Origin of the sequence: Buttiauxella noackiae (assembly GCF_000737905.1) — a bacterium.
Lineage (GTDB): Bacteria > Pseudomonadota > Gammaproteobacteria > Enterobacterales > Enterobacteriaceae > Buttiauxella > Buttiauxella noackiae.
The window spans coordinates 38,201-60,222 of the sequence record NZ_JPRU01000005.1; the positions used below are offsets into that span (position 1 = coordinate 38,201).

At 49.2% G+C, this 22,022-nt stretch carries 23 protein-coding genes and 1 tRNA gene; 10 read left to right on the forward strand and 14 right to left on the reverse strand.

The features are described 5' to 3' along the window. Nucleotide 1 precedes the first annotated feature (1 nt). A complete protein-coding gene (locus tag IX31_RS19105) occupies nt 2-460 on the forward strand; it encodes a GNAT family N-acetyltransferase (RefSeq protein ID WP_034461110.1) in 459 nt (152 codons plus the stop codon). 328 nt (nt 461-788) lie between these two features. Continuing rightward, nucleotides 789-3,545, forward strand: a complete 2,757-nt coding sequence (locus tag IX31_RS19110) for an autotransporter domain-containing protein (protein ID WP_198528582.1) — start codon at nt 789-791, stop codon at nt 3,543-3,545. A 293-nt stretch (nt 3,546-3,838) separates the two neighbouring features. Here the strand turns inward: IX31_RS19110 and IX31_RS19115 are convergent. From IX31_RS19115 to aspA, 6 genes are all read right to left on the reverse strand, one after another. Then, a tRNA-Phe gene (locus IX31_RS19115) sits at nt 3,839-3,914 on the reverse strand. A gap of 114 nt (nt 3,915-4,028) precedes the next feature. Further along, nucleotides 4,029-4,604, reverse strand: coding sequence for a transcriptional regulator (locus tag IX31_RS19120; RefSeq protein WP_034461113.1), 576 nt, complete (start codon nt 4,602-4,604; stop codon nt 4,029-4,031). 86 nt (nt 4,605-4,690) lie between these two features. Beyond that, a complete protein-coding gene (locus IX31_RS19125; RefSeq protein ID WP_034461114.1) occupies nt 4,691-6,403 on the reverse strand; it encodes a protein-disulfide reductase DsbD in 1,713 nt (570 codons plus the stop codon). Beyond that, entirely contained in the window at nt 6,379-6,702 is a 324-nt protein-coding gene (cutA, locus tag IX31_RS19130) for a divalent cation tolerance protein CutA (protein ID WP_034461116.1), read from the reverse strand. Before cutA ends, IX31_RS19125 begins: the two co-directional genes overlap by 25 nt. A gap of 98 nt (nt 6,703-6,800) precedes the next feature. Further along, complete coding sequence (locus tag IX31_RS19135) at nt 6,801-8,102, reverse strand: anaerobic C4-dicarboxylate transporter (RefSeq protein WP_034461118.1); 1,302 nt, start codon at nt 8,100-8,102, stop codon at nt 6,801-6,803. A 112-nt stretch (nt 8,103-8,214) separates the two neighbouring features. Continuing rightward, nucleotides 8,215-9,651: an aspartate ammonia-lyase gene (gene aspA, locus IX31_RS19140; protein ID WP_034461119.1), complete on the reverse strand. Its 1,437-nt coding sequence runs from the start codon at nt 9,649-9,651 to the stop codon at nt 8,215-8,217. A gap of 371 nt (nt 9,652-10,022) precedes the next feature. Here aspA and IX31_RS19145 point away from each other — a divergent pair, with 371 nt between their 5' ends. The 4 genes from IX31_RS19145 (at nt 10,023) to IX31_RS19160 (ending at nt 13,144) form a co-directional block, all read left to right on the forward strand. Then, nucleotides 10,023-10,508, forward strand: coding sequence for an FxsA family protein (locus IX31_RS19145; RefSeq protein WP_034461120.1), 486 nt, complete (start codon nt 10,023-10,025; stop codon nt 10,506-10,508). A 138-nt stretch (nt 10,509-10,646) separates the two neighbouring features. Next, nucleotides 10,647-10,940, forward strand: coding sequence for a co-chaperone GroES (locus IX31_RS19150; protein ID WP_034461121.1), 294 nt, complete (start codon nt 10,647-10,649; stop codon nt 10,938-10,940). Nucleotides 10,941-10,988: 48 nt separating this feature from the next. Next, entirely contained in the window at nt 10,989-12,632 is a 1,644-nt protein-coding gene (groL, locus tag IX31_RS19155; RefSeq protein WP_034461122.1) for a chaperonin GroEL, read from the forward strand. Between the two features lie 158 nt (nt 12,633-12,790). After that, nucleotides 12,791-13,144 carry a DUF4156 domain-containing protein gene (locus tag IX31_RS19160; protein WP_034461360.1) on the forward strand — a complete coding sequence of 118 codons (354 nt, stop codon included), beginning with the start codon at nt 12,791-12,793 and terminating at the stop codon, nt 13,142-13,144. 114 nt (nt 13,145-13,258) lie between these two features. Here the strand turns inward: IX31_RS19160 and epmB are convergent, their stop codons facing one another. Then, nucleotides 13,259-14,287 carry an EF-P beta-lysylation protein EpmB gene (epmB, locus tag IX31_RS19165; protein ID WP_034461124.1) on the reverse strand — a complete coding sequence of 343 codons (1,029 nt, stop codon included), beginning with the start codon at nt 14,285-14,287 and terminating at the stop codon, nt 13,259-13,261. Between the two features lie 40 nt (nt 14,288-14,327). Here epmB and efp point away from each other — a divergent pair, with 40 nt between their 5' ends. From efp to ecnB, 3 genes are all read left to right on the forward strand, one after another. Next, complete coding sequence (gene efp, locus IX31_RS19170) at nt 14,328-14,894, forward strand: elongation factor P (RefSeq protein WP_034461125.1); 567 nt, start codon at nt 14,328-14,330, stop codon at nt 14,892-14,894. Between the two features lie 61 nt (nt 14,895-14,955). Beyond that, nucleotides 14,956-15,090, forward strand: coding sequence for an entericidin A/B family lipoprotein (locus IX31_RS19175; RefSeq protein ID WP_034461126.1), 135 nt, complete (start codon nt 14,956-14,958; stop codon nt 15,088-15,090). Between the two features lie 103 nt (nt 15,091-15,193). After that, nucleotides 15,194-15,340, forward strand: coding sequence for a lipoprotein toxin entericidin B (ecnB, locus tag IX31_RS19180; protein WP_034461127.1), 147 nt, complete (start codon nt 15,194-15,196; stop codon nt 15,338-15,340). A gap of 47 nt (nt 15,341-15,387) precedes the next feature. Here ecnB and IX31_RS19185 read toward each other — a convergent pair whose 3' ends face one another. Then, on the reverse strand, nt 15,388-15,972 hold the full coding sequence (locus IX31_RS19185) for a LuxR C-terminal-related transcriptional regulator (RefSeq protein ID WP_034461128.1): 585 nt from the start codon (nt 15,970-15,972) through the stop codon (nt 15,388-15,390). A 301-nt stretch (nt 15,973-16,273) separates the two neighbouring features. Here IX31_RS19185 and sugE point away from each other — a divergent pair, with 301 nt between their 5' ends. Beyond that, a complete protein-coding gene (sugE, locus tag IX31_RS19190) occupies nt 16,274-16,591 on the forward strand; it encodes a quaternary ammonium compound efflux SMR transporter SugE (RefSeq protein WP_034461130.1) in 318 nt (105 codons plus the stop codon). On the opposite strand, the gene IX31_RS19195 is transcribed toward sugE, so the two are convergent. From IX31_RS19195 to frdA, 6 genes are all read right to left on the reverse strand, one after another. Then, nucleotides 16,588-17,121: a lipocalin family protein gene (locus IX31_RS19195; protein WP_034461131.1), complete on the reverse strand. Its 534-nt coding sequence runs from the start codon at nt 17,119-17,121 to the stop codon at nt 16,588-16,590. The genes sugE and IX31_RS19195 overlap by 4 nt on opposite strands. Before the next feature lie 100 nt (nt 17,122-17,221). Continuing rightward, nucleotides 17,222-18,373 carry a CMY2/MIR/ACT/EC family class C beta-lactamase gene (gene ampC / locus IX31_RS19200; protein WP_072009485.1) on the reverse strand — a complete coding sequence of 384 codons (1,152 nt, stop codon included), beginning with the start codon at nt 18,371-18,373 and terminating at the stop codon, nt 17,222-17,224. A 158-nt stretch (nt 18,374-18,531) separates the two neighbouring features. Next, complete coding sequence (gene frdD / locus IX31_RS19205; RefSeq protein WP_034461132.1) at nt 18,532-18,891, reverse strand: fumarate reductase subunit FrdD; 360 nt, start codon at nt 18,889-18,891, stop codon at nt 18,532-18,534. Nucleotides 18,892-18,901: 10 nt separating this feature from the next. Continuing rightward, nucleotides 18,902-19,297, reverse strand: coding sequence for a fumarate reductase subunit FrdC (gene frdC / locus IX31_RS19210; protein WP_034461133.1), 396 nt, complete (start codon nt 19,295-19,297; stop codon nt 18,902-18,904). A 10-nt stretch (nt 19,298-19,307) separates the two neighbouring features. Further along, nucleotides 19,308-20,033: a succinate dehydrogenase/fumarate reductase iron-sulfur subunit gene (locus IX31_RS19215; protein ID WP_422110237.1), complete on the reverse strand. Its 726-nt coding sequence runs from the start codon at nt 20,031-20,033 to the stop codon at nt 19,308-19,310. A gap of 4 nt (nt 20,034-20,037) precedes the next feature. Next, a complete protein-coding gene (gene frdA, locus IX31_RS19220) occupies nt 20,038-21,831 on the reverse strand; it encodes a fumarate reductase (quinol) flavoprotein subunit (RefSeq protein WP_034461136.1) in 1,794 nt (597 codons plus the stop codon). Between the last annotated feature and the right edge of the window lie 191 nt (nt 21,832-22,022).

Below are 22,022 nucleotides of genomic sequence, written 5' to 3' on the forward strand. Positions count from 1 at the left end.
TATGTTCGTAATCAAAATTGACGACCTTTCGCATCCGGCGGTGCAGACACTCGTGGCCTACCATATTTCCGGCATGCTGGAACAATCACCGCCAGAAAGCAGCCACGCGCTGAATGTGCAAAAACTCCGTGACCCGGCTGTGACATTTTGGTCTGCGTGGGAGGGGGAACAATTAGCCGGAATTGGTGCATTGAAAATGCTTGATGATGGGCATGGTGAATTGAAATCAATGCGTACCGCGACGGACTTTTTACGTCGTGGTGTGGCGAACCAGTTTTTGCTGCATATCTTGCAAGTTGCGCGTGAGCGTGGCCTCCAGCGTCTGAGCTTAGAAACCGGGACTCAGCCGGGTTTTGCTGCTTGCCATCAACTTTATCTCAAGCATGGCTTTGTCGATTGTGAGCCGTTTGCTGATTATCAACTCGACCCGAATAGCCGCTTTATGACGTTGGTTTTGTAGCGGGTTAACCTAAGGCTACCCATTTTGGCCTGAGCCACTATTTTGAAATTGCACGTCTTAGTGGAACATCGAATTATTCGATGTTCCCTTTAATTTATTGGCTTAATTACTTCATCTTATTTTTCTTTCAGTAATCAAGGTTTTTTTAATCGTGATATTTTTTCTCTAAGAATATTAATATTGCACTTATCTATTTATATAAATCTAATTGATATTTTTAATGATTGGCCATTCAATAATGCGTTTGATTTTTACACAGCTATTCAGTAATGTTTATTGTCCACGTAAAGCTCATAATAAATATCCAAAAAAAGACATTACTGAGACAATGAATATATTAAAGTTAAAAAAGATAGCGCTATTTATTCCTCTTTTGTTAACGGCATGTGGTGGAGGCGGTGGTGGTAGCGGTTCAGGCTCTCCTCAAACAATAAAAAGTCCGTTAAATACTCCTGCTATAAAACCCGATGTACCAACTCCGGGAGCAAATAATAATAAAGTCAAAGTTGGGGTGCTGGACTCAGGTGTTAATAAAAACCTCAGCAATATAACCGGTAAGGTTGCAATTATTTTGCATTATATTGGCCAGGGGAAGAATCTTGGTTCAGGTGCATTCACTCCAGAGGATATTACGGCATCTTTGGCGCTGGCTGATATGGATGCTTCTGGACATGGAAGCTATGTCTCTCAAATCCTTGCCAGTACCGGGAGTGGTGGAACATATGTTGGTAGCCAGAACGTTCAGCTTTATGAAGCGAAAACGACCGATGACCCTCTTGGTCATTCAATCATTGATGACCAACTTGCCGCAATAATGGACCTGCATGAGCATTATGGAGTCAATTTATTTAATGCTTCATGGGGGAGTTATAACAATTATGATGCGAACTCACCTATTACTGCTGTATTAAAATATCTGACAAATAGTAATGGTTTAATAGTTTTTTCTGCCGGAAATGATCTCTTTAACAACCCTTCATCAGAAAACCTGACGCCGTTGATTGATAAATCGATAGAAAATGGATTAATCACGGTAGTAGGGATTGATGGTAATAAGCAACTCTATAGCGGATATGATGAAAACGGTGTCATTAAAGGCAGTAATGCATGCGGAAGGGCGGCGGCCTGGTGTCTTGCTGGAGATTATGTTGTTGGGCCACTGTTGAACGAGAAGAACAACGGTAATGTCTATTTCTACGGTACTTCAGGTGCCGCACCTCAAGTCACGGCTGCGGCGGCAAATGTATGGCAAAAATATCCCTGGATGACCGCAAAGCAGGTAAAACAGACAATATTAACGACGGCAAATTATCTGTCTGATGGTTCCCCACTGGGGATACCCTACAATGCGACCTATGGTTGGGGTGAGTTAAATGCTCTGCGTGCAGAAAATGGCCCAATGCTGTTTTCTTCTCTCTTTGGCGACTTTAATGCTCAAGTACCCGATTCGCATTACGTCTTCAGTAACGATATATCAGGTGATGCGGGGCTGATTAAAAATGGTAACGGCATTCTGGAGTTGGCGGGCAATAACAGCTACAGCGGTAAGACCACGATTAATCAGGGCACACTGTGGATTAGTGGCAGTATTGATCGTGGCTCGGTGAACATTTCCCCAGAAGGGTTGTTAACGGGTTCTGGTTCGGTGAGTTCGACTTATAACAATGGAACGATAGATTTATCCAACGGCTCACTGAAAGTGAAAGGCGATTATTCACAGACCCATAGCGGCATACTTAATGCCTACATTGATAATCAGCTTGATATTAGTAGTAACGCGGCGCTGGATGGCACGGTCAACGTAGTTAATCAGAATTACGTGGTTAACGGGACGTACGACATTCTGCATGCGCAAAATATTCAGGGGGAATTTAGCCAGGTCAATGGCAGCAAGTTCCTGAAGATTAATCATGTTAATTACACACCTGACAGAGTCAATCTCGATGTGGCACAAGTCTCTGCGCAAAATGCCGTCAGTAATGGAGATTATCTTTCAACGGCAGGAGCCAAAGCGGTAGACACTCTTTTTGCTGCGGCCAATGACATTGCATTAAAGCAGCATAACGGTGAAGTACTGACGTTAGATGAGCAGCAATTATTGGATTATTCCGCGGGCCTACAATCTACTCGTTCAGGAGATGCTGTTCAGCGCATTGTGGATAGCCATTCTGCCGTCATTTATTCCGAGCTGCCTTCTGTGTTGCTGGCGGAGCAAAACCGCCTTACGCAGACTGTCGTGAATCGTTTAAGTGCTATGTATGACATGGGTAAAGTGACCCCGGGCGTGTGGACATCTTATGATTATATGAAAAACCAGTATCAGCCTGATGGATGGAACCAGGTGAGCAGCACCACTAATAACACTTCTGTGGGGTTGGACGGTCGAGTTAGTAATGCTTTACTGCTGGGTGGCTTCGTTAATAAAAATAATATCACTGCCAAATTAGATAGAAACGGTGGGAGCCTGGAGGGGAGCCAGAATGGTGTTGGCGCTTATGGGCAGTACAACGATGGAGCGTTCTATCTAAACGGTCTGGCAAGTTACCAGCGTGGTGATGCAGACATTAAACGTCCGGTTATCGGCAATGGCACGCAAAGTAGCCAGAAGTCGAATGCCGATATGAGCAGCGCGAGTCTCTACTTTGAATCAGGCTACGCATTTCATTTACCGCATGAAGCCGATATCACGCCTTATCTTGGCGTTGAATACGATCGTTCTAATACCGATGGTATCGATGAAGGAAACCTGCAGGGGGCGAGTGTCAGTGGCATGAAAGGGCGACAGAGCAGCGTGGCGCTGGGCTCTCGCTTTAATTATATGGTGAGCAATGAACTGCATCTGTCAGCATGGGCGCAGGCCAGCAAGATTGTGGCGCGTGATATCAGCGATATGAGACTGACGACCAATATGAGCGGGCAGGAGATTTCGCTTAACTCGCCAGAGTTTGACCAAAATAGCTTCGATTATGGCTTAGATATTGATTACGTTATTTTGAATAGCGTGCAGCTTTTTGCGGGTATGCAAAGTAGCACGGCGAATGACCAGGCCTTTTCTACCAGCGCGGGTGTGAAGTACTTCTGGTAATTGTTATATCAGGGCGAGTCGCACGGAAGCGACGAGTAATCGAACCTTTAAGTTTCAAACAAGAGTCCGATGAAGAGTCCAAATCTCCAATAGCAAAAAACCAGCCCTTAGGCTGGTTTCTTTAAATAGTGGTGCCCGGACTCGGACAAAAACGTCGGGAGCGTTTTTGAACAGCGCTTGCGCTGGCCCGCAGGGCGAGTCGCACGGAGGCGACGAGTAATCGAACGAAGTTCGATGAAGAGTCCGAATCTCTAATAGCAAAAAACCCGCCATAGGCGGGTTCTTCTAAATAGTGGTGCCCGGACTCGGAATCGAACCAAGGACACGGGGATTTTCAATCCCCTGCTCTACCGACTGAGCTATCCGGGCAACGGGGCGCATTAAACCGTAAAGGCCGTTAGGCGTCAACGGCTTTGTCATAAAAAAGGGGTTAAATGCGTTTAAGTGCTTTCTTTTCATGCAAAATGGCGAGAAAACAATTCATCAGGTCAATGCGCCACCTTGTCGGCACTGGGCAAATCGCAGAATATCTTCGGCCAGTTGGCGGGCAGTTTCGATATCGGCCTGGCTGCGTTTTACCAATAAACGGCTCAGGCAGCCTTCAAGCACGAGTTCCATTTGATGCGCCACCATCGTTGGGTCATCCACTTCCAGCTGCATTAGCATTTCATGAGTGAATTCCCAGGCGGCTTTTTTCTGCTGATCGGCCAGTTGATGAATCGGGTGCGATGCATCTGGGTAAAAGGTGCAGGCAGCGATAAACAGGCATCCCGGATAGCGATGGTTGTTGACGCATTCGGTCAACGCTTCGTAGCGCTTCAACAGTTTTTGCTCGAGCGACAACTCTTCATTAAGCGCGAGTTGACGGCGCCAGACATCAATTTGCTGACTCAAATAACGCAGCGCGTCATAGAGTAATGCCTCACTGTTTGGCCAGAAATTGCTGATCTCAGTAACCGGATAGTCTGCCTCATTAGCGACCATATCCAGGGTGGTGCTGGCAATTCCTTCACGTTCAAGTACGTGTAAGGCGTGCTCTAGTACTGTTTCGCGTTGCACGGTTATCTCCTCCGTTGTACCCGTCATACTTCAGTTGCCACGGTGCAAACTGAATTATTTAGTGTACTTCCCACAATGAGTGTTGTTTACGGCGTCAGTTTCTGCAAATGCGCACGGAAGGTGTCAGCATTCATAAAACCGGTCACACGTGCTTCTGGCAACTCATGCCCTTGTGTATCAAAGAACAAAATCGTTGGTAGCCCTAAAACCTGCAGATGCTTTAATAGCGCCACATCTTGCGCGTTGTTGGCGGTAACATCAGCCTGGAGTAAAACGGTATTTCCCAGCTGTTGCTGTACCTTCGCATCGCTAAAGGTGTATTTCTCAAATTCTTTACAGGCTACACACCAGTCGGCGTACAAATCGAGCATTACGGGTTTGCCTTTTGCATTGGCAAGTGCGGCATCGAGCTGCTCAACGTTAGCAATTTTAGTGAAATTAAGATGTGCCTGGCTGGCGGTTACGGGGGCACCGAACGCCCAATCTTGCAAAGGGCGAGCACAAACCAGCGCTGCACCAAGCAGGATTATTTGCACCAGGCGCATCCATGATTTAGTCGCTTGCAGGCTGGTGATAAATGCCCAGCCAAAGAATGCCACGCCGAGCAAACCCCATAACCGAATACCCCAATTATCTCCCAGTATGCGTTCCAGCAGGAAAACCGGCAGTGCAAGGATCACAAAACCAAATGCGATTTTGACGGTTTCCATCCACGGGCCGCTTTTAGGGAGCAGGCGGTTGCCGAATACGGTGATGAGCATCAACGGTAGGCCCATGCCTAGCGCGTAGAGATACAGCGTGCCGCCTCCGAGCCACATATTCCCGCTCTGGGCGATGTACAGCAGAATGGCGCTCAGCGGTGCGGTAGTACACGGCGAGCAAATCAGCCCGGCTAATGCGCCCATCGCAAACACGCCACCTGCGGAACCGCCTTGCTGGCGATTGCTCATCAGCGTCAGGCGCGTTTGAAGTGATGATGGCAGTTGCAGGGTGAATAACCCAAACATAGAAGCCGCGAGCAGTACAAACAGCGCTGACAGGCCGATAAGCACATAAGGATGTTGGAGGGCTGCCTGGAATTGCAGGCCAGCCGCCGCAACCACAAGGCCCAGCGCGGTATAGGTCAGCGCCATTCCTTGCACATAGACAAAGGTCAACAGCAGGGCGCGTGCAGTGGATAAACGTTGTTTACCGCCGAGCACAATGCCGGAAATCAATGGGTACATCGGCAGCACGCAAGGTGTGAAGGCGATACCGATACCGATTAAGAACGCCCAAAGTGCAGAGAAGGGCAGCTGGGTTGTTTTAGTGTCTGTAGCATCTGCTGGTGGTTTTGGTGCAACAGCGACGGGCGATGACGAATTTGCCGCTGTCAGAACTTCACTCAGCGGCACCACGCGCGTCTCAGGCGGGTAACAGAAGCCCGCTTCGGCGCAGCCCTGATACGTCACGCTAACAGTTGCCCCTTTGGTCGCCTTCTCAATCGTTATCGGTAGATTAAGCCGCTGGGTATAGATCTCAGTCTTTCCGTAGAACTCATCTTCATGCCAGGTACCTTTTGGCAACTCCAGTGGGGCGAGTTCTGCTTGAGCTGGGTTGAGTTTGATTTGCTGGCGATAAAGGTAGTAGCCGGGTTTTATCTGCCAGTTCAGATTGAGCTGGTGGTCAGATTGCTGGAAATCGAACGCAAAAGCCTGGTCGACCGGCACAAACTGAGATTTGCTTTGGTTGTCGAACAGACCTGCAAAAGCATGTGAGCTGAACAGCGCAAAAATTAGCGTAAAGATGCGTAGAGCCATGAGAGGTATTCACTATCTCCGTGGGTAACTGGCAGAACCAGTAATTCAGGGGTTTGATATGGGTGATGCGATTTCAGGCAAGCCAGCAGGGCTTCCTGATGCTCAATGTCGCTTTTGAGCAGCATCTGCACCTCATACTCCTGTTCCATTTTCCCTTCCCAGTAATAGAGCGATGTCGCACCGGGTAGTAAGGTGACGCAGGCCGCCAGTTTTTCAGCCAGCACAAGGGCGGCAAGTTCCTGAGCGGTTGCTTCATCTGGGGCAGTACAAAGGATGACAACAGCCTGGGTAGTCGGCATAGCTAACCTCGTATCTGGTGGATTCGCGGTTGACTATAGCATGTGGGAGTGAGCAGGGGCGTTAAACGGGCCGCAGTGCGACCCGTGTTTTAAAAGATTTACAGAACCATGCCGCCGACAATGAAGCCGAGGATCACACACAGCGTAATAGCGATAACGCCAGGAATTAAGAATGCGTGGTTAAACACGTATTTACCAATACGTGTAGAGCCAGTGTCGTCCATTTCTACCGCAGCCAGTAAGGTCGGGTAGGTTGGCAGCACGAACAGCGCTGAAACGGCGGCGAAAGATGCGATAGCGGTCAGTGGACTAACACCGAGCATTAATGCGGCTGGCATCAGTGCTTTGGTGGTTGCCGCCTGGGAGTAAAGCAAAGTGGCTGCGAAGAACAGTACTACAGCCAGTAACCACGGATAGCTTTGCAGCAAGTCGCCCGCAACGGCCTGAATATCCTGGATATGGTTTTTAACGAAGGTATCGCCCAACCAGGCTACACCCAGCACGCAGATACAAGCACTCATGCCCGATTTGAAGGTGCTGGCATTGAGGATCTCACCAGTATCAATTTTACAGGTGAAGCAGATAAGCGTGGCGATGGTTAGCATGAAGACCACAATCGCTTCGTTACGCGGCAGGATTGGGTTTTGAATCAGGCCAACGGTGTCGCTGATGGCGGTGGCGTACAGCATGACGGCAACGATACCGATAAGGAACAGCAGCACCGAGCGTTTTGCATGAGGCTTTAATTCAAACACGCTGGCTCCACGCAGTTTTACTTCGCCTTTAGCCAGACGTTCCTGATAAACCGGGTCGTCTTTCAGTTCACTGCCCAGGAAGTTACACACGACTGCCGTCAGCATAACGGCGACCAGCGTAACTGGAATACAGATACCCAGAAGCGTCAGGTAACTGATACCCATTGGCTCAAGGAGACCGGAGAAGAAGACGACTGCCGCAGAAATTGGTGAGGCAGTAATCGCAATTTGTGAGGCCACAACGGCGATAGACAGCGGACGCGATGGGCGAATGCCTTGTTCTTTCGCAACTTCTGTAATAACCGGTAGCGTGGAAAATGCAGTATGACCCGTTCCCGCAAGAATAGTCATAAACCATGTCACGAGGGGAGCGAGGAAGGTGATGTATTTCGGATGACGACGCAGCAGTTTTTCTGCAAGGCTGACCAGGTAGTCCATTCCGCCTGCTACCTGCATGGCGGCAATCGCGGCAATAACTGCCATGATGATTTCGATAACATCAAATGGGATTGAGCCCGGTTTTACCTGAAAAACAAGCGTTAAAACCAGCACGCCAAAACCGCCAGCAAAGCCAATGCCTATGCCGCCGAGTCTGGCCCCAAGATATATCGCTAAAAGCACGATAACGAGTTCTGCTCCAAACATGATTTCCGTCCTTGTGTTTGATTAATTGATAATTATTTGTTGTGTTTTTGTTGGTGATACAAATGAAAAAGGCACGTCCAATGGACGTGCCTTTTGTTAAGGACCGGAAAGGTTACTGTTCGCTTTCATCGGTATAACGCTTCGCTTTATAAACCGGGTGCATCAGGTTGTTGATAGAGAAAATATCATCCAGCTCGGCTTCGGTTAACAGGCCGCGCTCCAGCACGACTTCACGTACGCTCTTACCCGTTTCGGCACAAATCTTCCCAACGATGTCACCATTGTGGTGGCCAATGAATGGGTTCAGATAAGTCACGATACCAATTGAGTTGTAGACGTAGCTTTCACACACTTCTTTATTAGCAGTGATGCCGTTAATGCATTTTTCCAGCAGGTTGTAGCAAGCGTTAGTCAGGATATGGATGGACTCAAACATCGCCTGGCCAATTACAGGTTCCATTACGTTCAGCTGTAGCTGACCGGCTTCGGAAGCCATGGTGACAGTGATATCGTTGCCAATCACTTTGAAGCAGACCTGGTTTACGACTTCTGGAATAACCGGGTTTACTTTGGCAGGCATGATGGAAGAACCAGCCTGCAATTCTGGCAGGTTGATTTCGTTCAGGCCAGCACGTGGGCCGGAGGAGAGCAGGCGAAGGTCATTACAGATCTTCGACATTTTCACCGCCAGGCGTTTGAGCGAGCTGTGAACCATGACGTATGCGCCGCAGTCGGAAGTCGCTTCAATCAGGTCTTCAGCGGGTACGCATGGAAGGTTGCTGACCTCAGCCAGTTTCTGCACCGCCAGTTGTTGATAGCCATCCGGGGTGTTCAGGCGTGTACCGATTGCGGTAGCACCCAGGTTCACTTCCAGCAGCAACTCTGCAGTACGCAGCAAGTTGCGGGTTTCTTCATTCAACAACACGTTGAATGCGTGGAATTCCTGGCCCAGCGTCATTGGTACGGCGTCTTGTAGCTGAGTACGGCCCATTTTCAGGACATTTTCGAACTCAACCGCTTTGCGTTGGAAGCCATCGCCTAACTGGTTGATAGCATCAATCAGTTTCACAATAGAGGCGTACACCGCGATTCGGAAACCTGTCGGGTAGGCATCGTTGGTGGACTGGCATTTGTTTACGTGGTCGTTCGGGTTCAGGAACTGGTACTCACCTTTCTGGTGGCCCATCAGCTCAAGCCCAATGTTGGCGAGCACTTCGTTGGTATTCATGTTGACGGAAGTACCGGCACCGCCCTGGTAAACGTCCACCGGGAATTGGTCCATGCACTTGCCGTTATTCAGGACTTCATCACAGGCCTGGATAATGGTATTTGCGATGCTTTTCGGAATGGTTTGTAACTCCTTGTTCGCCATTGCCGCTGCTTTCTTAACCATAACCATGCCGCGAACAAATTCAGGTATGTCGCTGATTTTGCTGTTGCTTATGTAGAAGTTTTCAATCGCTCTCAGAGTATGAACACCATAATAGGCATCCGCTGGCACTTCCCTGGTACCCAACAAATCTTCTTCGATACGAATGTTATTTAACATGTGAACCTTCTTAATTAAAGCTGCCATTGATTGATCATTGAACACACAGGATCTGTGGTTGTGCAATGAATAGACCGACGATTATGTCCATATTCGGTCTGCGTGCCGTGATGATATGCTGATGATAGCTAAAAGCAGTAATCTGGATCACTTATTAAAAGGTCTGCTCACATAACAATTATTAATATGTGATGTTGATCAATTGTTGAAAACTTCCAAAAAAATAATAGGGCGCTTAGATTGATTTTTGACTATGGCGTCGCCATCTCTTTGACTGTGCATAATTGCTAACCTATTTTCGCAAGTGCTTGATGGCGCTTGCTACAATTGCCCAGGTTTACTACGGGCTCTTCCAACTACAGGAGTGTACGGTGCGCTGGATACCGTTAATTGCCGTCTTTCTCTATGTCTACATAGAGATTTCATTGTTTATTCAGGTCGCCCACGTCATGGGTGTCTTCCTGACGCTTATTCTGGTGATATTCACTTCAGTCATTGGTATGTCACTGGTTCGCAACCAGGGTTTTAAAAACTTCATGCTGATGCAGCAGAAAATGGCAGCGGGTGAAAGCCCGGCGGCTGAGATGATTAAAAGCGTTTCGCTAATCATCGCAGGCTTGCTGTTGCTGTTGCCTGGCTTCTTCACAGACTTCCTGGGCTTATTGCTGTTACTGCCACCAGTACAGAAGCATCTGACGCTGAAACTGATGCCACATCTACGCTTCTCACGTATGCCTGGTGGCGGTTTTAGCGCGGGCACTGGTGGTGGTTCGACGTTTGATGGCGAGTATCAGCGCAAAGACGATGCGCCGAAACAGCTCGACGACCATGACAACGACGATCGCCACAATCGTTAAAATTTCGAAAATTTTTTTGCTTTCCCCCTTGAAGGGGGGAAGGCGCATCCCCATCTCTCAGGTCACCAGCCGATAACCCATTTTGGGCCGGCGTTACCTAAACAATTGATAATGACTTTCTCAAAGGAGAGCTATCACATGAGCATTCGTCCATTACATGACCGCGTTATCGTCAAGCGTAAAGAAGTTGAATCTAAATCTGCGGGCGGTATCGTTCTGACTGGCAGCGCAGCAGGCAAATCAACTCGTGGCGAAATCATCGCTGTCGGTAAAGGCCGCATCCTGGAAAACGGTAACGTACAACCGCTGGACGTTAAAGTCGGCGATATCGTAATTTTCAACGATGGCTACGGCGTGAAATCTGAGAAGATCGACAATGAAGAAGTGTTGATCATGGCAGAAAGCGACATCCTGGCAATTGTTGAAGCGTAATACGCGCAAAAACTGAACGAACATAAACGAATTTAAGGAAAGTTAAGAATGGCAGCTAAAGACGTAAAATTCGGTAATGACGCTCGTGTGAAAATGCTGCGTGGCGTTAACGTACTGGCAGATGCAGTGAAAGTTACCCTCGGTCCTAAAGGCCGTAACGTTGTTCTGGATAAATCTTTCGGTGCACCGACTATCACTAAAGATGGTGTTTCTGTAGCGCGTGAAATCGAACTGGAAGACAAGTTCGAAAACATGGGTGCGCAGATGGTTAAAGAAGTTGCCTCTAAAGCGAACGACGCTGCGGGTGACGGTACTACCACTGCAACCGTACTGGCTCAGTCCATCATCACTGAAGGCCTGAAAGCTGTTGCTGCGGGCATGAACCCAATGGACCTGAAACGCGGTATCGATAAAGCTGTTATCGCCGCTGTTGAAGAGCTGAAAGCACTGTCTGTTCCTTGCTCTGACTCTAAAGCAATCGCTCAGGTTGGTACTATCTCTGCTAACTCCGACGAAACTGTTGGTACTCTGATTGCTGAAGCAATGGAGAAAGTAGGCAAAGAAGGCGTTATCACCGTTGAAGAAGGCACTGGCCTGCAAGACGAGCTGGACGTTGTAGAAGGTATGCAGTTTGACCGTGGCTACCTGTCTCCGTACTTCATCAACAAGCCTGAAACCGGTTCTATCGAACTGGAAAGCCCGTTCATCCTGCTGGCTGACAAAAAAATCTCCAACATCCGTGAAATGCTGCCAGTTCTGGAAGCCGTTGCGAAAGCTGGCAAACCACTGCTGATCATTGCTGAAGATGTTGAAGGCGAAGCGCTGGCGACCCTGGTGGTTAACACCATGCGTGGTATCGTGAAAGTTGCTGCTGTTAAAGCACCAGGCTTTGGCGACCGTCGTAAAGCAATGCTGCAAGACATCGCAACTCTGACTGGCGGTACCGTAATCTCTGAAGAGATTGGTATGGAGCTGGAAAAAGCGACTCTGGAAGATCTGGGTACTGCTAAACGTATCGTTATCAACAAAGACACCACTACTATCATCGATGGTAATGGTGAAGAAGACGCAATCCAGGGTCGTGTGACTCAGATTCGTAAGCAGATCGAAGAAGCAACTTCTGATTACGACCGTGAAAAACTGCAAGAGCGCGTAGCTAAACTGGCTGGCGGCGTTGCAGTAATCAAAGTCGGTGCTGCTACCGAAGTTGAAATGAAAGAGAAGAAAGCACGCGTTGAAGATGCCCTGCACGCTACCCGTGCTGCGGTTGAAGAAGGTGTGGTTGCCGGTGGTGGTGTTGCGCTGATTCGCGTAGCTTCTAAACTGTCTGAACTGCGTGGCCAGAACGAAGACCAGAACGTGGGTATCAAAGTTGCGCTGCGCGCAATGGAAGCTCCACTGCGTCAAATCGTTCTGAACTGCGGCGAAGAGCCATCTGTTGTTGCTAATAACGTGAAAGCAGGCGACGGTAACTACGGTTACAACGCAGCAACTGAAGAATACGGCAACATGATCGACATGGGTATCCTGGATCCAACCAAAGTGACTCGTTCTGCTCTGCAGTACGCGGCATCTGTGGCTGGCCTGATGATCACCACCGAGTGCATGATTACCGATATGCCAAAATCTGACGCTCCTGACTTAGGTGGCGCAGGTATGGGCGGTATGGGTGGCATGGGCGGCATGATGTAATTTGCCCCAACACCTGGTGTGAAGTAACACCGTGTTAAGAAAACCCTCAGGCAGAAATGTCTGAGGGTTTTTTCTTTTTGGCCGCACTCTGGTATAAGATCTCACCGGGCGATGACTGCCCGCTACTATTCAAGACGGCATTGATAACGGGGAAGAACATGCGCATTAAAGTTTCAGCAGGAATAGCTGTGGCAGCGCTGCTGCTGGCAGGATGTAGCACCAGCAATGAGTTAAGCACTAATGGCCAGAGCGTTCGTTTCGTTGAAGAGAAGCCAGGCACTGAATGCCAGCTGATTGGCACCGCAACCGGCGAGCAAAGCAATTGGTTGTCAGGCCAACATGGTGATGAAGGCGGTTCTATGCGCGGCGCGGCTAATGCTCTGCGTAATAATGCAGCGGCGATGGGTGGTAACGTGCTGTATGGCGTGAGCAGTCCGACTCAAAACCTGTTGTCGAGCTTTGCTCCGACAGCCAGCAAAATGACTGGCCAGGTTTATAAGTGCCCGAACTGATTTAGTGGTCGCTTTATGATGTCGGGTGGCGCTGCGCTTACCCGACCTACTAAACTGTTTCAGTTGTAGGGTGGATAAGCGTACCGCATCATCCACCATTTTAAGCTACTGGAATCAACTTTGCCGTAACTGCAAATCCAATGGTGTTTTGCTTGGCTCACCGCCAATCTCTCGCGCAAGCTTCGGCACCATATAGCCGGAAATCAACGTCAGTAACTCACGCATAATCATCCTGGCTTCATCATCACTCACCATGAAATGCGCCGCCCCCTGCACTTTATCGAGCACATGCAGGTAATACGGCATCACGCCCGCATCAAACAGAGCATTACTCAGGTTTGCGAGAGTCTGCGCGTTATCGTTAACATCGCGCAGCAGGACACTTTGGTTAAGCAATGTGACGCCTACTTGCCGTAAGCCCACCATAGCCGCTCTGAACTCATCATCAATCTCATTAGCATGGTTGATATGGTTTACCAGAATGACCTGCAACCGTGAGCGTGCAAGGCGGGCTACCAGCGTGTCGGTGATACGTGCCGGGATGACAATCGGCAAACGGCTGTGAATACGTAACCGTTTAATATGCGCGATAGCCTCCAGCTCACCGATCAGCCAGTCCAGCTCGTGATCTTTTGCCATAAGCGGATCGCCGCCAGAAAAAATGATCTCATCGAGTTCGGGGTGATCGCTGATGTATGAGATGGCTGCCTGCCAGTTACGCTTATTTCCCTGGTTATCGGAGTAGGGGAAATGGCGGCGGAAACAGTAACGGCAGTTCACCGCACAGCCGCCTTTTACCAGCAACAATGCGCGGTTGCTATACTTGTGCAGCAAGCCGGGCACTACGCTGTGCTGTTCTTCGAGAGGATCGGTGCTAAAACCGGGAGCGGCAATAAACTCCTCTTTTGAAGTTAACACCTGGCGTAACAGTGGGTCGTTCGGATTGCCTTTTTCCATGCGAGCGACAAAAGCTCGCGGCACGCGCAAGGCAAAAAGTCGGCGCGCATCACGTCCTGCCAGCAGCTCTTTATCAGCGTCCAGCTCTAAAATATGCAGCAGTTCATCAGGATCGGTTATAACATCGCCAAGTTGCGTTAACCAATCTTCTCTGCGGGGGGGATTTAGGGTTACAATGTGTGCCATTTTTTGGCTAAGCTACCAATTAACAATTTCAGAGGGCCTTATGGCGACTTATTCTAGCAACGATTTTCGTGCCGGTCTTAAAATCATGTTTGAAGGCGAACCTTACGCGGTTGAATCCAGTGAGTTCGTTAAACCAGGTAAAGGCCAGGCCTTTGCTCGCGTTAAAATGCGCCGCCTGTTGACTGGCACCCGCGTAGAAAAAACCTTCAAATCTACCGACTCCGCTGAAGGCGCAGACGTTATCGATATGAACCTGACTTACCTGTACAACGACGGTGAGTTCTACCACTTCATGAATAACGAAACCTTCGAGCAGCTGGCTGCAGACGAGAAGGCGATCGGTGATAACGCTAAATGGATGCTGGATCAGGCCGAGTGCATCGTGACCTTGTGGAACGGCCGTCCAATCGCTGTACAGCCACCAAACTTTGTAGAGCTGGAAATCGTTGAAACCGATCCAGGTCTGAAAGGTGATACTGCTGGTACCGGCGGTAAACCTGCAACACTGTCTACTGGTGCTGTGGTTAAAGTACCTTTGTTCGTTCAGACTGGCGAAGTGATCAAAGTTGACACTCGTTCTGGCGAATACGTTTCTCGCGTTAAGTAATACGTGAAGATTTGCGGTGAAGTGCAATAAGCTTCACCGCAGCTTACAAAAGGCAGGGAAGATGAACCGTTTGATTAAGCATGTACTCTTCATCACGTTGTTGACCTCGTTTCTCGCCGGCTGTAATACCACCCGCGGCTTTGGTGAAGATCTCAAGCATCTTGGTGGCTCCATCGAACGTGCAGCAAACAAATAATTTCCAACACTCCTAAAAAATCGGCTTTTTCCGTCAGCTTGCCAATTCTTGTCTATGCTTTAACTGCTATACACAAACAATATGGTCAAAAAAGGAAACGGTCATGATTAAGAAAACTATTGCAGCGTTCTTTTCTCTCATAGTGCTTTCGTCGTTACTTACTGCGTGTAATACCACCAAAGGTGTGGGTGAAGATATTCAGGATGGCGGTCAGGCGATTTCTGGTGCCGCAACAAAAGCGCAGAATTAAAGCATCACTGACGGTACGGTATGATTGCCGTACCGTAATTCATCTTTTTAATGCTGTTGTTCTATAAACAATGAAAAGCGATTATTAATCCCTAACTTCATACGGATGTTCCGCTTATAGGTATAAACCGTCTTGGTACTAATCCCCATTATTCTGGCGATAAAATCATTATTGGCCTCATCGGTCCATAACTTTAATATACGTTCCTCACGCAGGGTAAGAAGAGGAGATATATACTGCCGTACAGGATGAAAAGGTGGGCGGGCACTCAGTTGCTTCTGAATAATCTCGTAAAGCTCCACCAGTGGTACGGATTTGCTATAAAGCGAGCGCGAACCCTGTGTCAGACAGTACTCTTCAATTTTTTCGTGGCGAATGCTGTTAAGTAACATTAATCGAATTGATGTGCCACAGGCAGAATAAATAGAAGAAAGTTGTTGGATATTGTGTAGAGCACTGGCGAAACTGGTGAAATCGGCAATAACAAGATTAGGTCGCCATTGTATTATTTTTTCGCGAGCTAAAAGTAAACTATCAGTTTCAGAAATAGAAAAAGCCATGTTTTGATTGAGCCAATATTTGAATCCCTGCCGGGTATAATGGCAGCGGTCAATTAACAATATCTTATGCATAATTACCGTTCGCGTGACTCACTATTACAGCCTTTTCTGAATGCCAAATAAAACATTATAATATGAAGAAAGCACCTGAAATGAATTGTGGATTTGCGGGTTAAATTGCGTTCATTTCGTGGCTTAATGTCAAAACTCCTCCAGATGTGGAAACAAAACTTTACTTTCTTTTGTGATAAGAAAGTCCTGTTGGACTTTTCTGTCTGCGGCTGATTGTTAAAATAGCCCCCTCACCAGCCTTATGGGACGACCCATTAGCGCTTCTTGATTTCCGGGGACGGCCCCAATAATGGAGCTGTATATGGCCTGGTTTATTCTTGTTATCGCCGGTTTATTAGAAGTTGTGTGGGCCGTTGGCCTGAAATATACCCATGGTTTCACCCGCCTGTGGCCAAGCGTTATCACCGTGGTTGCAATGGTTGTCAGCATCGCGCTGCTGTCCTGGTCAATGAAAACGTTGCCGACCGGTACGGCTTACGCTGTCTGGACGGGAATTGGTGCTGTAGGTGCTGCTACCACAGGTATCTTGCTGTTAGGCGAATCAGCAAACCTGGCCCGCATTGCGAGCCTGGCTTTGATTGTCATCGGGATTATTGGCCTGAAAATTAGTACTCATTAACTGGCGGGTTGTTTAATCCACAGTAACTTCTCGACCGGGAAGCCCTGTTGTGACGCGATAGTAAGCATCTGTTGCTTCACTTCACTGCTGATTGTCGGAGTTCGTGACAATATCCACAGATAGTCTTTATCCGGCCCGCATACCAGTGCGTGCCGGTAATCTTTATCAATGGCTATCACATTATACCCACCGTAAAACGGCCCAAAGAATGAGACTTTTAGTGCTGCGCGACTTGGGTCTCCAGTGAAGTAAGCTTTGCCGACACTTTGCTGCCACATCTGGCGGTCAGGGTTAAATCCTCTGTTTATTACACGAATACCACCGTCATCCATGGTGCTATATGTAGCGGTCACTTGCTCCAGCCCACTTTCAAATTGGTGGTCAAAACGGGCAATTTCATACCATTTACCGAGGTAACGTTTAGCCTCAAAGTTATTCACCACCGTGGTGCCTGGTGGAGGGGTCGGGGAGCTACAGGCAACAACGAGAAACGCAACTGCAATAGTGGTGATAATCGGCCAGATGCGCATAGCTAATTCCTTCTGTTGTTTTAGCTAAGTGTAGATGGCAGCAGGAAAAGAGCGGTATGCGGGAAGAAATAAAAAGGCCTGCTGAGCAGGCCGGTATGTATCACTGTAATGCTGTGAGGATTTTGTACCCGGCTTTAACCCGCTCGGGATTGGGGTAGCTTTTATTTGCCATCATCACGATGCCAAGTTGTTGCTCGGGAATAAATGCTACATAAGTCCCAAAGCCCCCGGTTGAGCCTGTTTTGTGAACCCAGGATGCCTTAACAGCAGGCGCTGGTGGTTCGATAGCAGCCGCCGTTTGAGGGGATAGCGCCACTTTATTATCGCTGCCATTAATCACTGTTTTGGCATCAACCGGCCAGTTATGCATCTCCCAGCCTAAGCCCTGATACATGCTTCCGATTCGCCAGTAGCGTGATTGTGCGAGCTCAATTCCCTTACGTAATGTTGGCGCTCCTACCTGTTCAGGCTTGATGTTTGCCTGTACCCAACTGGCCATATCTACAATCGTTGTTTTCACGCCATAGGCTTCTGCATCCAGCATACCCGGTGAAACGTGCACTGCCTTACCGTTACGGTAACCCCATGCGTAATTGTGCTCCTCAGTTGTGGGCACTTTTATCCATGTATGCACAAGGTTTAACGGCTGGAATACGCGCCTGGACATTGCTTCTTCAAAGCTCATTCCTGACGGTTTCACCGCCAACGCGCCGAAGAGACCGATGCTGGCATTAGCATAGAGACGAGTGGAGCCGGGAGCCCATTGTGGCTGCCAGGTCTGGTAAAAGTGGAGCAAGGCAGCCTGACTTGTGACTTCATCAGGAACCTGTAGCGGTAAGCCACCTGCGGTATAGGTGGCAAGTTGCAGCAGGTTAATATCTTTCCATTGCTTCCCGGTGAGTGCAGGCCAGTACTTCGTTGCCGGGTCGCTTAGTTTTATTTCCCCACGCGCTACGCTGTCGCCACCCAGAACACCAGTAAAGGTCTTACTGACAGAGCCGAGTTCAAACAATGTCTCTTTCGTGACCGGTAAATTTTTGGCGATATCAGCCTGGCCGTATGTGAAGTAATAGGGTTTTCCCTGATAAATAACGGCGACGGCCATGCCGGGGATATTTTGCTCTTTGAGCAGGGGCTCAATGGTCTGATTGACTGTCTGATCAATCTGCTTTTCGGTTAACGTTTTCGTGGCGGCAAGCGCTGAGCAGGAGGCTGTGAGCATTAGCACACAGCAAAGTGTTTTTTTCATCATTGAATGGCTTCCATAAAGTGACACGACAGCATGCTCTGAACGACTCAATTTATCATTAGTCCTTAGGGGTTTCTTAGCGAATATGCTTACGGGGTGAGCGGGAAGATACAAACAAAAAGGCCTGCACATGGCAGGCCTTGTGGCTGGAATACTTAGCGTTAGAGAGTGATGACACCAATAAAAGTCACAACAGTCAGGATGGCCGCAAGGCCGTAGAACACCCACTTACCAGATGGTACATGAATTTTCAGGTCGTGCATTGCGTGATGGATACGGTGCAACCCACACCACAGCGGCAGGACAATCATCAGGAAGATGAACAGGCGGCCAATCAGGCTTTGTGAGAATGCCAGCACACGGTCATAGCCTAATGCATCACCCGGGAAAAGCCCCAGCGGTAGCATAATGCCAACCAGCAGCACGATAACAGGAGCAATGATTGCACCCCACATACCGCCTGCGCCAAACAGACCCCAGAATACTGGCTCGTCGGAGCGTTTTGGATTCGGATTAATCATGACGTCCCCCTTACCAGAACAGTGCAATAAACAGAATGACGACCGTGGCGACAACCGTCACCGCCCACAAGCCTTTAATCACTGGCTCTGGCCCCATTTTGTCATCTTTGATGATGATATTGGCGGCCTTCGGTGCCAGTTCAAACCAGGTTTTCGTATGCAATAACGCAGCCGCTAACGTGATCAGGTTGAGGATAACCACGATAGGGTTCTGGAGAAAACTGACAAACCCTGCCCAGCTTTCCGGGCCACTTTTCAAAGAGAAAAGACCGCACAGCAGCAAGATGCTGAACCAGACGGTAGGCACAGCGGTTCCTTCGCGAATCATATAAAAACGATAGAAACCCAGCTTTTTCCACCAGGTTGGGGTCATCGTCCGCACATATGGCTTACGTTTCGTAGTCATTTTGCACTCCTTAGCGTGGTTTCAGGGTAGCAATCAAAAAGTCTTTCGAACTTTCGACTTTACCCTGCTGGATGGCAGCGGCGGGATCGACGTGTTTCGGGCACACTTCGGAGCAGTAGCCCACGAAAGTACAGCTCCAGACGCCGTTCTGGCCGTTTAACTGCGCCATACGCTCTTTCTTGCCATGGTCGCGGTTATCCAGGTTGTAACGGTGAGCAAGCGTGATTGCAGCTGGGCCAATAAACTCAGGGTTTAAACCAAACTGCGGACATGCGGAATAACACAGCCCACAGTTGATGCAGCCGGAGAACTGATGGTATTTCGCCATCTGAGCTGGAGTTTGGGTGTTTGGCCCCTGGTCTGGAGTACGCGTGTTGCCGATGATGTACGGCTTAATCGCTTCCAGGCTTTCGATAAAGTGAGTCATATCGACCACCAAATCGCGTTCAATAGGGAAGTTCGCCAGTGCCTCAACCTTCATGCCCTGAGTGTATTCACGCAGGAAGGTTTTACAGGCCAGTTTTGGTACACGGTTAACCATCATGCCGCAAGAACCGCAGATAGCCATACGGCATGACCAGCGATAGCTCAGGTCTGGTGCCAGGTTGTCTTTGATATAACCCAGCGCATCCAGCAGTGAGGTTTGCTCATCATAAGGCACTTCATAGATTGCACTGTGTGGCTCGTTATCCGTTTCCGGGTTGTAGCGCACCACTTCAATCTTCAGAGTCTTCATCGTATCAGCCATTCGACATCTCCTTCTTCTTGTCGGCTGCTTCTGATTCCGCACCGTAGACGCGTTTAGCCGGTGGCAACGTAGTGATTTTTACATCACTGTATTCCAGACGCGTAGTTCCATTGGCGTCACGGAAAGCGAGAGTATGTTTCAGGAAATTCACGTCATCACGCTCGGTACAACCCTCGTCCAGACGCTGATGCGCGCCGCGCGACTCTTTACGAGCCATCGCCGAGTGCGCCATACATTCCGCCACGTTCAGGCCGTGGCCCAACTCGATGGTGTAGAGCAAATCAGTATTAAACACGCTGGATGTGTCAGTAATACGCACACGTTTGAAGCGCTCTTGCAGCTCAGCCAGCTTATCAATGGTTTTCTGCATCAGTTCTGGCGTGCGGTAAATACCGCAACCTTCTTCCATCGACAGACCCATTTCATCGCGGATTTTCGACCAGTTTTCACTGCCTTCCTGATTAACCAATTTCTTGAGACGCGTTTCGACATCAGCCGCTTGCGCGTTCAGTGCAACATCGTTAGCCGGTTGTGCTTCGTTAGCACGACGCATCGCGCTTTCGCCCGCCAGACGACCAAACACCACCAGTTCTGCAAGGGAGTTAGAACCCAGACGGTTCGCGCCATGCAGGCCAACGGAAGAACATTCACCCACAGCAAACAGCCCTTTGATACGGCTTTCACACTGGCTGTCAGTTTCGATGCCGCCCATGGTGTAGTGCGCGGTAGGACGAACTGGAATCGGCTCTTTTACCGGGTCAACGCCAACATACGCTTTTGCCAGTTCGCAGATAAACGGTAGACGTTCGAGCAGTTTTTTCTCGCCCAGGTGACGCAGATCGAGATAAACCACATCGCCACGTGGAGTCGGAACGGTACGGCCTGCACGCCATTCGTGCCAGAAGGCCTGAGAGACTTTGTCGCGCGGACCGAGTTCCATGTATTTGTTGCGCGGCTCGCCCAGCGGTGTTTCTGGCCCCATTCCATAATCTTGCAGATAGCGATAACCATCTTTGTTGACCAGAATACCGCCTTCACCGCGGCAGCCTTCCGTCATCAGAATGCCGGAACCTGGCAAGCCAGTTGGGTGATATTGCACAAATTCCATATCACGTAGCGGTGCGCCGTGGCTCAACGCCATGCCCATACCATCACCGGTCACGATGCCGCCGTTGGTGTTATAGCGATAAACACGGCCTGCGCCGCCCGTCGCCATCACGACTGCGTTGGCGCGAATTTGCACCAGCGTGCCTTCCATCATATTCATGGCGACCACGCCACGCGCTTCGCCGTCATCGACCAGAATATCGAGTACGAAATGCTCATCAAAACGCTGGATTTGCGGGAACTGTAAGGAGGTCTGGAACAGGGTATGGAGCATATGGAAGCCGGTTTTATCTGCGGCAAACCAGGTACGCTCAATCTTCATGCCACCAAAGCGGCGAACGTTTACGGAACCGTCTGGACGGCGACTCCATGGGCAACCCCATTGTTCAAGCTGAGTCATTTCAGTAGGGCAGTGATGGACAAAGTAGTCGACCACATCCTGCTCGCACAACCAGTCGCCACCGGCCACGGTGTCATTAAAATGGTATTCGTAGCTGTCGTGATCCTGCGTGACGGCGGCAGAACCCCCTTCGGCGGCCACGGTATGGCTACGCATTGGGTAGACTTTGGAAATCAGAGCTATTTTGGCTTGTGGATTGGCTTGTGCCGCCGCTATGGCTGCTCGTAAGCCCGCTCCGCCAGCGCCTATTATGGCGAGATCGGCTTGAAAGGTTTGCACGACATTCCTCCAGATTTTAGTTATTTCGCACAGCTAATTTAACCAAAGGTAGTTCACCAATACGGCGCCAGCTATTGCGAAAGGGTTATCCCTGCTCCTTTGTAGGTAGAGGATTATAGCCGCAGGCTTTTTAAGGAAATTTGACGTGTTCGATTTTTTTGCTGTTCAGTGCAGCAATTAATTAATAGTGG